General features: G+C 67.3%; 14 protein-coding genes. 7 read left to right on the forward strand and 7 right to left on the reverse strand.

Annotation, left to right across the window (positions count from 1 at the left end; all coding sequences use genetic code 11):
- Window positions 1–80: 80 nt before the first annotated feature.
- The 3 genes from rplS (at window position 81) to WS57_RS22970 (ending at window position 2,305) form a co-directional block, all read left to right on the forward strand.
- Window positions 81–473, forward strand: coding sequence for a 50S ribosomal protein L19 (gene rplS, locus WS57_RS22960; RefSeq protein ID WP_040126915.1), 393 nt, complete (start codon window positions 81–83; stop codon window positions 471–473).
- A gap of 86 nt (window positions 474–559) precedes the next feature.
- A complete protein-coding gene (locus WS57_RS22965; protein ID WP_069244891.1) occupies window positions 560–1,246 on the forward strand; it encodes a CoA pyrophosphatase in 687 nt (228 codons plus the stop codon).
- Window positions 1,247–1,366: 120 nt separating this feature from the next.
- A complete protein-coding gene (locus tag WS57_RS22970) occupies window positions 1,367–2,305 on the forward strand; it encodes a CobD/CbiB family protein (protein ID WP_009691462.1) in 939 nt (312 codons plus the stop codon).
- A 66-nt stretch (window positions 2,306–2,371) separates the two neighbouring features.
- Here WS57_RS22970 and WS57_RS22975 read toward each other — a convergent pair whose 3' ends face one another.
- The 3 genes from WS57_RS22975 to WS57_RS22985 form a co-directional block, all read right to left on the reverse strand.
- Window positions 2,372–2,689 (reverse strand): DUF2007 domain-containing protein, encoded by a 318-nt coding sequence (locus WS57_RS22975; RefSeq protein WP_009691463.1) that lies wholly within the window; start codon window positions 2,687–2,689, stop codon window positions 2,372–2,374.
- A gap of 78 nt (window positions 2,690–2,767) precedes the next feature.
- Window positions 2,768–3,712 carry a ribosome small subunit-dependent GTPase A gene (gene rsgA / locus WS57_RS22980; protein ID WP_009691464.1) on the reverse strand — a complete coding sequence of 315 codons (945 nt, stop codon included), beginning with the start codon at window positions 3,710–3,712 and terminating at the stop codon, window positions 2,768–2,770.
- Window positions 3,709–4,971 (reverse strand): M48 family metallopeptidase, encoded by a 1,263-nt coding sequence (locus WS57_RS22985; protein ID WP_040126919.1) that lies wholly within the window; start codon window positions 4,969–4,971, stop codon window positions 3,709–3,711. The genes rsgA and WS57_RS22985 overlap by 4 nt, the downstream gene beginning before the upstream one ends.
- 117 nt (window positions 4,972–5,088) lie before the next feature.
- On the opposite strand from WS57_RS22985, the gene orn reads away from it, so the two are divergent.
- A complete protein-coding gene (gene orn, locus WS57_RS22990) occupies window positions 5,089–5,715 on the forward strand; it encodes an oligoribonuclease (protein WP_009691467.1) in 627 nt (208 codons plus the stop codon).
- 16 nt (window positions 5,716–5,731) lie between these two features.
- Here the strand turns inward: orn and mog are convergent, their stop codons facing one another.
- Window positions 5,732–6,349, reverse strand: coding sequence for a molybdopterin adenylyltransferase (gene mog / locus WS57_RS22995; protein ID WP_009691468.1), 618 nt, complete (start codon window positions 6,347–6,349; stop codon window positions 5,732–5,734).
- Window positions 6,333–6,935 (reverse strand): ribosome biogenesis factor YjgA, encoded by a 603-nt coding sequence (yjgA, locus tag WS57_RS23000; protein ID WP_009691469.1) that lies wholly within the window; start codon window positions 6,933–6,935, stop codon window positions 6,333–6,335. Before yjgA ends, mog begins: the two co-directional genes overlap by 17 nt.
- 127 nt (window positions 6,936–7,062) lie before the next feature.
- Between yjgA and pmbA the strand changes: the two genes are divergently transcribed.
- Window positions 7,063–8,433, forward strand: coding sequence for a metalloprotease PmbA (gene pmbA, locus WS57_RS23005; RefSeq protein ID WP_040126922.1), 1,371 nt, complete (start codon window positions 7,063–7,065; stop codon window positions 8,431–8,433).
- A gap of 111 nt (window positions 8,434–8,544) precedes the next feature.
- Here the strand turns inward: pmbA and WS57_RS23010 are convergent, their stop codons facing one another.
- Window positions 8,545–9,045, reverse strand: coding sequence for a dihydrofolate reductase (locus tag WS57_RS23010; protein WP_009692262.1), 501 nt, complete (start codon window positions 9,043–9,045; stop codon window positions 8,545–8,547).
- Window positions 9,046–9,259: 214 nt separating this feature from the next.
- Window positions 9,260–9,583 (reverse strand): hypothetical protein, encoded by a 324-nt coding sequence (locus WS57_RS23015; RefSeq protein WP_059515406.1) that lies wholly within the window; start codon window positions 9,581–9,583, stop codon window positions 9,260–9,262.
- A 487-nt stretch (window positions 9,584–10,070) separates the two neighbouring features.
- Between WS57_RS23015 and WS57_RS23020 the strand changes: the two genes are divergently transcribed.
- A complete protein-coding gene (locus WS57_RS23020; RefSeq protein ID WP_059515408.1) occupies window positions 10,071–11,474 on the forward strand; it encodes a sigma-54 dependent transcriptional regulator in 1,404 nt (467 codons plus the stop codon).
- Window positions 11,475–11,515: 41 nt separating this feature from the next.
- Window positions 11,516–12,487 carry a thymidylate synthase gene (locus WS57_RS23025; RefSeq protein WP_009692266.1) on the forward strand — a complete coding sequence of 324 codons (972 nt, stop codon included), beginning with the start codon at window positions 11,516–11,518 and terminating at the stop codon, window positions 12,485–12,487.
- Window positions 12,488–12,535: the final 48 nt, after the last annotated feature.

Genomic DNA, 12,535 nt, shown 5'->3' on the forward strand with positions numbered 1-12,535 from the left:
ATGTGAACCCATCCTCTATCGGGGCCATGCCTGGAATCGGGCGGGCACAAACGCCGACAAGATGGTTTTAGGAGTCAGTGATGAATCTGATTGCAAAGCTTGAGCAGGAAGAAATCGAGCGCGCGCTCGCAGGCAAGTCGATCCCCGAGTTCGCCCCGGGCGACACGGTGATCGTGAACGTGAACGTGGTTGAAGGTAACCGCAAGCGCGTTCAGGCTTACGAAGGCGTCGTGATCGCGAAGCGCAACCGTGGTCTGAACTCGTCGTTCATCGTCCGCAAGATCTCGTCGGGCGAAGGCGTCGAGCGTACGTTCCAGACGTACTCGCCGCTGCTGGCGAGCATCGTCGTGAAGCGCCGCGGCGACGTGCGTCGCGCGAAGCTGTACTACCTGCGCGAGCGTTCGGGCAAGTCGGCTCGAATCAAGGAAAAGCTGGTGTCGAAGGATCGCACCGCAGCAGCTTCCCAAGAGTAAGAGCTGTAAGGAAAAAGCACCCATCCGGGTGCTTTTTTCATTCTGGCGCGACAATATCTCGATACGACACGAATCAGAGAGCTCCATTGAATCGCCGCCCCATCATCGATCCCGAAGTGCTGCCGGTCGAAGGCACCGGTGCCGGCCTGCCGCCGATCCAGCCGCCGCTGCTGACGCCGTCCGGCCTGCGCGAGCGCTTTGCCCGCACGCTCGAATGGAGCGTCGAGCCCGTCGAGGCGCGGCTGCAGGAAGGCGTCGATCCGCGCAGCGCCGCGGTGCTCGTGCCGCTCGTTGCGCGCGACACGGGCCTCACCGTGCTGCTGACGCAGCGCGCCGATCACCTGAACGACCACGCAGGCCAAATCAGCTTCCCCGGCGGTCGCCGCGAGCCCTATGATCGCGATGCGACGGCCACTGCGCTGCGCGAGGCGAAGGAAGAGATCGGCCTCGCGCAGGAGCGCGTCGAGATCCTCGGCGCGCTGCCCGACTACCTAACGGGCACCGGCTTCTGCGTGACGCCGGTGGTCGGTCTCGTGCACCCGCCGTTCACGGTGCGGGCCGATACGTTCGAAGTCGCCGAGATTTTCGAGGTGCCGCTCGCGTTCCTGATGAATCCCGCGAACCATCAGGTGCGCGTGTTTCGCTGGGAAGGCGGCGAGCGTCGTTTTTTTGCGATGCCTTATCCGAACGGCGAAGCGGGCGGTCATTACTTCATCTGGGGCGCAACTGCGGGCATGTTGCGCAATCTGTATCGCTTCTTGGCCGCCGGGTGACGCGCCGCGGCAAGCCGCGCGTGCGGCCGGGCGCGCCGCGACCGCGCCGGCAGCCATGCCGGGCTTACGCTGTGCTATCGTTATGCAAAAAATGACATAACTCCGAAGACGGCGCCACGCATGACTTTCTTTTCGGTTCTCCTCGCCCTCATCATTGAACAGGTCCGCGCGCTGTCGCCGAACAATCCGGTGTTCGCGCTGTTCCAGTTTCACGCGGAAACCGTCGCGCATGGCCTCGATGCCGGCAAGCAGAAACACGGCATCCTCGCGTGGCTCGCGGTCGTGCTGCCGTGGGTGCTGGCCGTCGCGCTGATCTACTTCCTGCTGTACAAGGTGAGCTTCGTGCTCGCGTTCCTGTGGAACGTCGTCGTCGTGTACTTCACGCTCGGCTTCCGCCAGTTCAGCCACTACTTCACCGATATCCATCTCGCGCTCAACAACGACGACGTGCCGCGCGCGCGCGAAATCCTGCACGAGTGGACGGGCATGGACACCGTCGACATGCCGGTCGGCGAGATCGTCCGCCACACGCTGATCCATGCGGTCGTCGCGTCGCACCGCCACGTGTTCGGCGTGTTCTTCTGGTACGTGCTGCCGATCGGCCCGGCCGGCGCCGTGCTGTACCGGATCTCCGAATATCTCGCGCGCAGCTGGTCGGTGCCCGGCGAAGACCGTACCGCCGCGTTTTCCACGTTCGCGCAGCGCGCGTTCTTCGTGATCGACTGGATTCCGTCGCGACTGACCGCGCTCGGCTTCGCGATCGTCGGCAACTTCGAGGATGCGATCTATGCGTGGCGCAACCATACGCGCCAGTGGCCCGACCCGAACGACGGCGTGCTGCTTGCCGCCGGCAGCGGTGCGCTCGGTGCGCGTCTCGCGGGGCCGCTCGCGGAGCCGTCGAGCCTCGATGCGCTGGCGGTCGGCGACAGCGGTCCGCTGACGGTCGGTGACGATTGCACGCCGCGCACGCTGCAGTCGGCGGTCGGCCTCGTGTGGCGCGCGGTGATTCTGTGGATGATCCTGCTGCTGATGCTGACGCTCGCCGTATGGGTGTCCTGACGCAGGTGCGCTGACCTGCGACGCAAAAATGGCCGGCTCGATGCCGGCCATTTTGTTTTTCGCGGATCAGTCGTCGCGCGGATCGCGGATCGTGCCGCAATGCCAGCACGCGGTGAACTGCGCTTCCAGGACCTCGCCGCACTGTCGGCAGCGCCACGGCGCGGCGCCGGCCGCCGGCCCGTGCGACGCGGCGTCGAGCAGGCGGCGGGCGAGCGCATCGTCGCGTTCGTCGTCGAGCCAGACCTCGGGTGCGCACGCATCGACCGGAATGCCGCCGAGCGCGCCCGTCGCATAGCGGTTGTGCAGCTCGCAGCCGATCCCGGCCGCCTCGAGCACGTTGGCCCAGTGCTGCGCGGTCGCAAGATCGGGTGCCTTGAAGCGCATCGCGGCTCCTGTCGGTAATGGCCGGGAGAGGGGGCGGGGGGGCAGCCGCGGCCGGCACCCCGCCGGTTCAACCCGCCGTCAACGCACGATCTGGCTGGCCTCGTGCACCAGCTGCGCATACAGCGCATGCCGCGACGGCGCGATGCGGCCGTCGGCGACCGCTTCGAGGATCGCGCAGCCCGGTTCGTGCAGATGATGGCAATTATAGAAACGGCAGTGCGCGAGCAGCGGGCGGAATTCCGGAAACGCGCGCTCGAGCCGGCCTTCGGTCAGATGGTAGAGGCCGAATTCCTGGAACCCCGGCGAGTCGATCAGCGCGCCGTCGCTGCCCGGCAGCGGGTAGAGGCGCGTGAAGGTCGTCGTGTGGCGGCCGCTGTTCAGCGCAGCCGAGATTTCGCGCGTCGCGGCCTCGGCGTCCGGCACGAGCAGGTTCACCAGCGTCGACTTGCCCATCCCCGACTGGCCGAGCAGGATCGTCGAATGCCCGGCGAGATGCGGCATCAGCTGCGCGCGCGCGTCGTCGGGCGCGCCCTTCACCGACAGCTCGAGCACGTCGTAGCCAAGCGCGCGGTACGGCGCGAGACGCTCGCGCGCGACCGGCAGTGCGGCCGCGACGTCGATCTTGTTGAGCACGACGAGCGGTTTCAGCTCGTTCGCCTCGGCGGCGATCAGCGCGCGGCCGAGCAGGTCCTCGCTGAAATAGGGCTCGGTCGCGAGCACGATCAGCAGCTGGTCGAGGTTGGCCGCAAACAGCTTCGACTTGAACTGGTCGGAACGATACAGCAGGTTGCGCCGCTCGCCGATCTCGACGATCACGCCCTGGTCGGCCGACGTGCGTTCGTAGACGACGCGGTCGCCGACTGCGATGTCGCTTTTCTTGCCGCGCGGAAAACACTGCAGCATCGGGCCGCCGTCGTCGGGGGCGACGATGTAGTGGCGGCCGTGCGCCGCGATCACGCGGCCTTCGACGCGTTCCGCGCCCGATGCGCGCGGGGCCGGCTTGCGGGAGGTCGGCCGGCTCATGCAGCGTGCTGCAGCAGGCGGTCGATCCGCTGCGACGCAGGCGGATGCGAGTAGTAGAAGGCCGTGTAGACGGGGTCGGGCGTCAGCGTCGACGCGTTGTCCTCGTACAGCTTCACGAGCGCGCTGACGAGATCCTGCGCGTCGGTCTGGCTGGCCGCAAACGCGTCGGCTTCGAATTCGTGCTTGCGCGAGGTCAGGCTGCCGACCGGCGTCGCGAAGAACAGGAACACCGGGATCGCGAGGAAGAACAGCACCAGCGCGGCGCCGGCGTTGCTCGTGTCGAGCGACGGCACGACGCCGAGCCCCGTGTAGAACCACGTGCGCTGCGCGAGCCAGCCGAGCAGCGCGAGCAGCGCGAGGCTCAGCACGAACGACACGAGCATCCGCTTCATCACGTGGCGGCGCTTGAAATGGCCGAGTTCGTGCGCGAGCACGGCCTCGATTTCCTGGCCGGACAGGCGGGCGAGCAGCGTGTCGAAGAACACGATCCGCTTCGACGCGCCGAAGCCGGTGAAATACGCGTTGCCGTGCGCGGAGCGGCGGCTGCCGTCCATCACGAACAGTCCCTTCGCGGCGAAGCCGCAGCGCTTCATCAGCGCTTCGATGCGCGCGCGCAGCGTGTCGTCCTTCAGCGGCTCGAACTTGTTGAAGAGCGGTGCGATGAAGGTCGGGTAGATCAGCAGCACGAGCATCTGGAACGCGACCCAGACGATCCAGGTCCACAGCCACCACAGGCTGCCGGCCTGGTTCATCAGCCACAGCACGACGAACAGCAGCGGCAGGCCGAGCGCGGCGCCGAGCAGCGTGTTCTTCAGCATGTCGGTGAAGAACAGCCGCTTCGACATCCGGTTGAAACCGAAGCGCTGCTCGATCCCGAACTGGCGGTAGTACTCGAACGGCACGTCGATCGCGCTCATGATCACGAGCACGGCGGCGACGAGCGCGACCTGCTGCCCGTAGCCGCGGCCGAGCCAGCCGGTCAGCAGCCCGTCGAGCGCGCCGACGCCGCCGAGCAGCGTCAGGCCGACCAGCACGGCCGCGCTGACGACGATCTCGAGCATCGCCAGCCGCGTGCGCTCGACCGTATAGTCGGCCGCGCGCTGGTGCGCGGTGAGGGGGATGGTCGCGCTGAACTGCGCGGGCACGCTGTTGCGGTGCGCGGCGACGAAGCGGATCTGCCGGGAGGCCAGCCACAGCTTGGTGACGACCATCGCGAGCACGGCGAGCGCGAACAGCAGGGTGAACGAAAAGGGTGACATCGAGGGCGCCAAAGGGTTCTATGCGAGAATTATATGTTCTTGCGGACCGGGCCCGCTGATGCGATGCCGGCCGCCGGGGCGGCGCCGCGCGCCGTCCGCCATTTTCCAGGATGACTCATGACCGATACCGCCGCTTCCACCAGCCAGCCCGCGCTCGTGCGCAACGAGCTGAACCTCGTCTGGCTCGACATGGAGATGACGGGCCTCGACCCGGATAACGACCGCATCATCGAGATCGCGGTCGTCGTGACCAACTCGACGCTCGACATCGCCGTCGAAGGTCCGGTGTTCGCGATCCACCAGAGCGACGCGACGCTCGCGAAGATGGACGACTGGAACAAGTCGACGCACGGCCGCTCGGGCCTGATCGACCGCGTGCGCGCGTCGACCGTGACAGAGGCGGAAGCCGCCGCGCAGCTCCAGGCGTTCCTCATGCAGTACGTGTCGCCCGGCAAGTCGCCGATGTGCGGCAACTCGATCTGCCAGGACCGCCGCTTCATGGCGCGCTGGATGCCGGAGCTCGAGCGTTTCTTCCACTACCGCAACCTCGACGTCAGTACGCTCAAGGAGCTGTGCCGGCGCTGGCAGCCGGCAATCTACAAGGGCTTCCAGAAGCGCGCGATGCACACCGCGCTCGCGGACATCCACGAGTCGATCGACGAGCTGAAGTACTACCGCGAGCATTTCCTGATTCCGGCCGCTTCGACGCCCGCGTCGGCGGGCGAATCGGCGCCGGCCGCCTGAGCGGGCCGGCACGCGTTCAGCGCGGCGCGCGCTGCGCGCTTTTCGGCCGGAACGCCGCGACCACCGCGGCGTTCGTCTCGATATAAGGGCCGCCGATCAGGTCGATGCAGTAGGGCACCGCGGCGAAGATGCCGGGCACGGTCGACTTGCCGTCGGCATCGCGCAGCCCTTCGAGCGTTTCCCGGATCGACTTCGGCTGGCCCGGCAGGTTGATGATCAGCGCCGCGTGGTCGGCCGTCTCGCGGATCACCGCGACCTGCCGCGACAGGATCGCGGTCGGCACGAAATTCAGGCTGATCTGCCGCATCTGCTCGCCGAATCCCGGCATTTCCTTCGTCGCGACCGCGAGCGTCGCCTCGGGCGTCACGTCGCGGCGCGCGGGGCCGGTGCCGCCCGTCGTCAGCACGAGGTCGCAACCGGCGACGTCGACCAGCTCGGCGAGCGTGGCCGAGATCGTCGGCGCATCGTCCTGGATCAGCCGCGTCTCGGCGCGCCACGGCGAGGTGAGCGCGCCCGCCAGCCATTCCTGCAGCGCCGGGATGCCCTTGTCCTCGTAGACGCCGGTGCTCGCGCGGTCGCTGATCGACACGAGACCGACGACGAGCTCGTCCGGGTGGTTACGCTTCGTCGTCATCGTCGTCTCCGGCATCGTCGGATGCTTCGTCTTCCGTATCGGGTGCGCCGCTCGCGGTCTTGATCCACTGGAACAGCTCGCGGAAATAGCGCGGCGGCCGGCCTTGCTGCGCTTCCTTGCGCGCGTTGCGAATCAGCGTGCGGCCTTCCTGCACGTCGGCGTCCGGGTGCTGGCGGATGAATTCGGTCAGCGCGTCGTCATTTGCGAGCAGTTGCTCGCGCGTGCGCTCGATCCAGTGCAGACGGGCCGTCGCGGCCTTGTTCACGCCGCGCTGCGCGTCGAGCGCCGTGCGCAGCGCGGCCGTCTCGTCGTCGCTCAGCGAGCGCATCACGCGGCCGACATACTGGAGCTGGCGTCGCTTGCCTTCGTGATCGGTGATGCGGCGCGCCTCGCGAACGGCGTCCGCGAGATCTTCGGGCATCGGCATGCGCTTGAGCGCGTCTTTCGGCAGGTCGACGAGCGCCTGACCAAGTTCCTGCAGCGCGTGCATCTCGCGCTTGAGCTGGGATTTGCTGGGGCGATCGTAGCCGTTGTCGACGTCGTCGTCGGCATGCTCGATCGGCTGGATTCGGGTTTTGCGGTTCATGGGCGGCATTGTATCGCGGCCGGGACCCCCCAGCTTGTCTGTACGCGGCCCCGGACCTTGCTATGATCGCGGGATACGCAACATTTTGAACACGCGGGCAGCACGCCCGCCACCGGATATCACGACGATGGCAGCCAATCTCGACGTACAAGCGCGCTATTTCCCGCACACGCAGGACCAGCTCAAGGAAATCGCCTCGGACATCCTTCGCCATGCGAAGGCCCTCGGCGCGACGGACGCCGCGACCGAAATCTCCGAGGGCGACGGCCTGTCGGTGTCGGTGCGCCGCGGCGAGGTCGAGACGATCGAGCACAACCGCGACAAGATGGTCGGCGTGACCGTGTTCATCGGCAAGAAGCGCGGCAACGCGAGCACGTCGGACTTCTCGCCGGCCGCGATCAAGGACACCGTCGCCGCCGCCTACAACATCGCGCGCTTCACGGCCGAGGACGACGCGGCCGGCCTCGCCGAGGCCGAGCTGCTCGAAACCGATCCGCGCGACCTCGATCTCTATCATCCGTGGGCGCTGACGGCCGACGAGGCCGTCGAGATCGCGCGCCGCGCGGAAGACGCGGCATTCGCGGTCAGCCCGCAGATCCGCAACTCGGAAGGCGCAAGCGTGTCGGCGCAGCACTCGCAGTTCGTGCTCGCGACCTCGCGCGGCTTCCTGGCCGGCTATCCGTATTCGCGCCACTATGTCGCGTGCGCGCCGATCGCGGGCAGCGGCCGCCACATGCAGCGCGACGACTGGTATTCGTCGAAGCGCAACGCGCTCGATCTCGCGGCGCCCGAGGCGGTCGGCCGCTATGCCGCCGAACGCGCGCTCGCGCGGATGGGCGCGCGCCGCCTCGACACGCGCAAGGTGCCGGTGCTGTTCGAGGCGCCGCTCGCGGCCGGCCTGCTCGGCGCATTCGTGCAGGCAGTCAGCGGCGGCGCGCTGTACCGCAAGACGTCGTTCCTCGTCGACAGCCTCGGCAAGCCGGTGTTCGCACCGCACGTCCAGATCGTCGAGGATCCGCACGTGCCGCGCGCGATGGGCAGCGCGCCGTTCGACGAGGAAGGCGTGCGCACGCGTGCGCGCAGCGTCGTCAAGGACGGCGTGGTCGAAGGCTACTTCCTGTCGACCTATTCCGCGCGCAAGCTCGGCACGCAGACGACCGGCAACGCCGGCGGCTCGCACAACCTCGCGCTGCGCAGCGCGAACACGCAGCCGGGCGACGACTTCGACGCGATGCTGAAGAAGCTCGGCACGGGCCTGCTGCTGACCGAACTGATGGGGCAGGGCGTGAACTACGTGACGGGCGACTATTCGCGCGGCGCGGCCGGCTTCTGGGTCGAGAACGGCGTGATCCAGTATCCGGTCGAGGAGATCACCGTGGCCAGCACGCTGCAGGAGATGTTCCGGCACATCGTCGCGGTCGGCGCGGATTCGATCGTGCGCGGCACGAAGGAAACGGGCTCGGTGCTGATCGAGCAGATGACGATCGCCGGGCAGTAAGCGGCGCGCGATGTCGGCCCGCGCGACGACGGGCGCGGCATCGGTTCCGGAAAAAAGAAGCCCGACCGGCGCACATGCGCCGGTCGGGCTTTTCGTTATGCGCCGAGCGCGTCAGCCGTGCTTGCGCGTATAGACGACGAACGCATAGCCGAAGGTATTCGGCGCGGCGGCCTGGTGCGCGTCGCGCGACACTTCCCGCCAGTGCGCGGGATCGGGCGCGGGGAACGAGGCATCGCCGTCGAAGTCCGCGTCGATCTCGGTGACGATCAGCTTGTCCGCGAGCGCGAGGCCTTCCGTATAGAGCTGCGCGCCGCCGATCAGAAAGGCCTCGGCGGCGCCGTCGCGTGCCGCGAGCGCCAGCGCATCGGCCAGCGACGTGACGGTGTCGCAGCCCTCGAAGCGGCGCGACGCATCGCGCGTGACGACGATGTTGCGGCGGCCCGGCAGCGGCCGCCCGATCGATTCGTGGGTCTTGCGGCCCATCACGATCGGCGCGCCCATCGTCGTGCGTTTGAAGAACGCGAGATCTTCGGGAAGTTTCCAGGGCAACTGGTTGTCGCGGCCGATGATGCCGTTGCGGGCGCGCGCGACGATCAGGGTCAACGTCGTCATGGAGGTCGGGGAAGAGAAGAGCCGGAATGGCGCCGATTCTACCGGAACGGCGGCGCGCGCCCGGTATTGCCGCCGGTCGTCGCGACGACGACCGGCCGGATAAAAGAAGTGCCCGCCGGGGGACGGGGCACCAAACCGTTCCGGATGGCAGTGCGATCGACGGGCCGCGTGCGGCTCGCATCGATTCGATCTGCAATCCTGATCGAATGGGCGCTCACTGACGCATGCCGTTCTCCGTATTGCCCTGCATCGCGTGCTGCACGTCGGACGGTTGCGGAATCGGTACGGGGACCGGCAGCGGCATCGGCGGCGTGATTTCGTCCCACAGCGTCACCGATGTCTTGCCGGCCGGCAGCGCGCGCGGCGCCGACACGGTCACGATGCCGAATCCGTCGTGCGGGATGTCCGACATGTCGGACGCAAGCATCACGCCCTGCTTCGGCGGCAGGGTATCGTCCGCGCGCGCCGATGCGGGCAGACAGGCCGCCGCGAGCACAATCGCGAGCGATACGAAAGAAAGTAAAGGATGGGTTCGCATGGTCGCCTCTCCGATGCCTCCGCTATCAGCGAAATGCATGCCATCGGGGCGCGAGCGTTGTCGCGGCTGCGATTCGCGCATGCGCGTTGTGAATTACGCTGGAAAACGCCGGAAAATGTTTCAGGCATGAAACGACGGGGGTCGGGAATACTGCTGATTCAACGGCCACGCCGCAAGGATGAAAATCGTCGCGTGTGTCGAGGCAAGGTTAGCGGCGCTGCACCCGTGCTATGTGCAGACGATTGACATGCATCGACCTCCTGAGCGATCACTCGCCGCATACGCTGAAACGGGCTTGTCTTGTTCGGCGTTTATAACGGAAGCGGCCTTCACCAGAAGAACGACTGGACGCGAGATAAGCGCCACCATGCGAGGCTTGTCATTGCCGAGCATCACCGGACGAACCGGGCTGACCCGATCCGATCCTTTTCGCACGCGATCTTGCGTGCGCGGCAATCGTTAGACGGTTGATGAACGGGGTGAGCATATGGGAGCCGAGCAGCGGCATGTGATCTACTATTCGCGCGAACCGAACGACGCGTTGCGCGGCCATTTCGACGAATGCGGCTGGAGCGTCGATCTCGCGGGAACGGTGCGCGACGTGCGACGGGTCGTGCAGCAGGGTGTCGCAACCGCGGGACTTCTCGATTTTTCGTCGGGCTTCAAGTCTTCCGATCTGCGCGAACTGGAAGCCTGCCTGAGCATCCAGCATATCGGCTGGATCGCCGCGACGCAGCGCGGCCAGTTGCAGGATGCGGCGCTGCGCCACCTGATTCGCGACTACTGCTTCGATTACGTGACGATGCCGTACGAGACGTCGCGCATCGTCGAGACCGTCGGCCATGCGCACGGGATGGTCGCGCTGACCGAGCGGGTCGCACCGCCGGCGAGCGCCGCTGCCGGGCGCGGCGAAGGCGAAATGGTCGGCACCTGCGAGGCGATGCTCGCGCTGTTCAGAACGATCCGCCGCGTCGCGACGACCGATGCGCCGGTCTTCATTTCCGGCGAGTCGGGTACGGGCAAGGAACTGACGGCCGTCGCGATTCACGAGCGTTCGTCGCGCGCGCAGGCGCCGTTCGTCGCAATCAACTGCGGCGCGATTCCGCCGACGCTGCTGCAGGCCGAACTGTTCGGCTACGAGCGCGGCGCGTTCACCGGTGCGAACCAGCGCAAGGTCGGGCGCGTCGAGGCCGCGAACGGCGGCACGCTGTTTCTCGACGAGATCGGCGACCTGCCGCTCGAGAGCCAGGCAAGCCTGCTGCGTTTCCTGCAGGAAGGCAAGATCGAGCGGCTCGGCGCGCATGCGTCGGTGCCGGTCGACGTGCGCGTGATCTGCGCGACGCACGTGGACATGGAAACCGCGCTGCGCGCAGGGCGCTTCCGCGAGGACCTGTTTCACCGGCTGTGCGTGCTGAAGATCGAGGAGCCGCCGCTGCGCGCGCGCGGCAAGGACATCGAGGTGCTGGCGCGCCACATGCTCGAGCGCTTCAAGGGCGATGCGCATCGCCGGCTGCGCGGCTTTTCGCCCGATGCGGTCGCGGCGCTGTACGGCTACTCGTGGCCGGGCAACGTGCGCGAGCTGATCAACCGCGTGCGGCGCGCGATCGTGATGTCGGAGGGCCGGATGATCACCGCGGCCGATCTCGAGCTGAACGACTACGCGACGCTCGCGCCCGTCTCGCTCGTCGAGGCGCGCGAGGCGGCCGAGCGGCAGGCGATCGAGCAGGCACTGCTGCGCCATCGCGGCCGGTTCGCCGACGCGGCGCGCGAGCTGGGCGTGTCGCGCGTCACGCTGTACCGGCTGATGTGCACGCACGGCATGCGCGATCGCGGCGACACGCTTGCAGGGTTTTCGGCGCCGTTGCCGGAGCATCCTCGCCACGCTTGCTAAAATTGGCGGGTACGGCCGCCCTCGCGGCCGAAGGAACCCGCATGAAACAGTACCTCGATCTCGTTCGCACCATCCTCGACACCGGCACCTGGCAGGAGAACCGCACCGGGATCCGCACCATCAGCATGCCGGGCGCGATGCTGCGCTTCGACCTGCAGCAAGGCTTCCCGGCCGTGACGACGAAGAAGCTCGCGTTCAAGTCCGCGATCGGCGAACTGGTCGGTTTCCTGCGCGCGTCGCGCAGCGCGGCCGATTTCCGCGCGCTCGGCTGCAAGGTGTGGGACGCGAACGCGAACGAGAACGCGCAGTGGCTCGCGAATCCGTATCGGCAGGGCGTCGACGATCTCGGCGACGTGTACGGCGTGCAATGGCGCCAGTGGCCCGGCTACAAGGTGCTCGACGCGGGCGCGGACGCGCAGATCGCCGATGCGACGCGCCGCGGCTTCCGGATCGTCACGCGCTTCGACGAGGACGGCGCGCCGAAGGTGCTGCTGTACAAGGCGATCGACCAGCTTCGCCAGTGCCTCGACACGATCATCGAGAATCCGTCCGACCGGCGCATCCTGTTTCATGCATGGAATCCGGCCGTGCTCGACCAGATCGCGCTGCCGGCCTGCCATCTGCTGTATCAGTTCCTGCCGAACGCCGCGAAGCGCGAGATCTCGCTGTGCCTGTACATCCGCAGCAACGACGTCGGGCTCGGCACGCCGTTCAACCTGACCGAAGGCGCCGCGCTGCTGTCGCTCGTCGGCCGGCTGACGGGCTATACGCCGCGCTGGTTCACGTATTTCATCGGCGACGCGCATATCTACGAGAACCAGCTCGACATGCTGCAGCAGCAGCTCACGCGCGAGCCGTACGAAAGCCCGCGGCTCGAGATCGCCGAGCGTGTGCCCGATTATGCGAAGACGGGCGTCTATGCGCCCGAATGGCTCGAGCGCGTCGAGCCGTCGGATTTCTCGCTGGTCGGCTACCGGCATCATGAGCCGCTGACCGCGCCGATGGCGGTCTGAGCCGCGCGCGGCCCGTGGGCCGCATTCCGAAGCACGAAGGCCCGACCG

It is taken from the genome of Burkholderia pseudomultivorans (assembly GCF_001718415.1).
Classification (GTDB): Bacteria; Pseudomonadota; Gammaproteobacteria; order Burkholderiales; family Burkholderiaceae; genus Burkholderia; species Burkholderia pseudomultivorans_A.

Coding starts and splice junctions, on each gene's coding strand:
- WS57_RS22975 (WP_009691463.1), bottom strand. CDS start 2,689: ATGCGCTTCAAGGCACCCGATCTTGCGACCGCGCAGCACTGGGCCAAC.
- mog (WP_009691468.1), bottom strand. CDS start 6,349: ATGACGACGAAGCGTAACCACCCGGACGAGCTCGTCGTCGGTCTCGTG.
- WS57_RS22985 (WP_040126919.1), bottom strand. CDS start 4,971: ATGTCACCCTTTTCGTTCACCCTGCTGTTCGCGCTCGCCGTGCTCGCG.
- WS57_RS23015 (WP_059515406.1), bottom strand. CDS start 9,583: ATGCGAACCCATCCTTTACTTTCTTTCGTATCGCTCGCGATTGTGCTC.
- yjgA (WP_009691469.1), bottom strand. CDS start 6,935: ATGAACCGCAAAACCCGAATCCAGCCGATCGAGCATGCCGACGACGAC.
- rplS (WP_040126915.1), top strand. CDS start 81: ATGAATCTGATTGCAAAGCTTGAGCAGGAAGAAATCGAGCGCGCGCTC.
- pmbA (WP_040126922.1), top strand. CDS start 7,063: ATGGCAGCCAATCTCGACGTACAAGCGCGCTATTTCCCGCACACGCAG.
- WS57_RS23010 (WP_009692262.1), bottom strand. CDS start 9,045: ATGACGACGTTGACCCTGATCGTCGCGCGCGCCCGCAACGGCATCATC.
- WS57_RS23020 (WP_059515408.1), top strand. CDS start 10,071: ATGGGAGCCGAGCAGCGGCATGTGATCTACTATTCGCGCGAACCGAAC.
- rsgA (WP_009691464.1), bottom strand. CDS start 3,712: ATGAGCCGGCCGACCTCCCGCAAGCCGGCCCCGCGCGCATCGGGCGCG.
- orn (WP_009691467.1), top strand. CDS start 5,089: ATGACCGATACCGCCGCTTCCACCAGCCAGCCCGCGCTCGTGCGCAAC.
- WS57_RS22970 (WP_009691462.1), top strand. CDS start 1,367: ATGACTTTCTTTTCGGTTCTCCTCGCCCTCATCATTGAACAGGTCCGC.
- WS57_RS23025 (WP_009692266.1), top strand. CDS start 11,516: ATGAAACAGTACCTCGATCTCGTTCGCACCATCCTCGACACCGGCACC.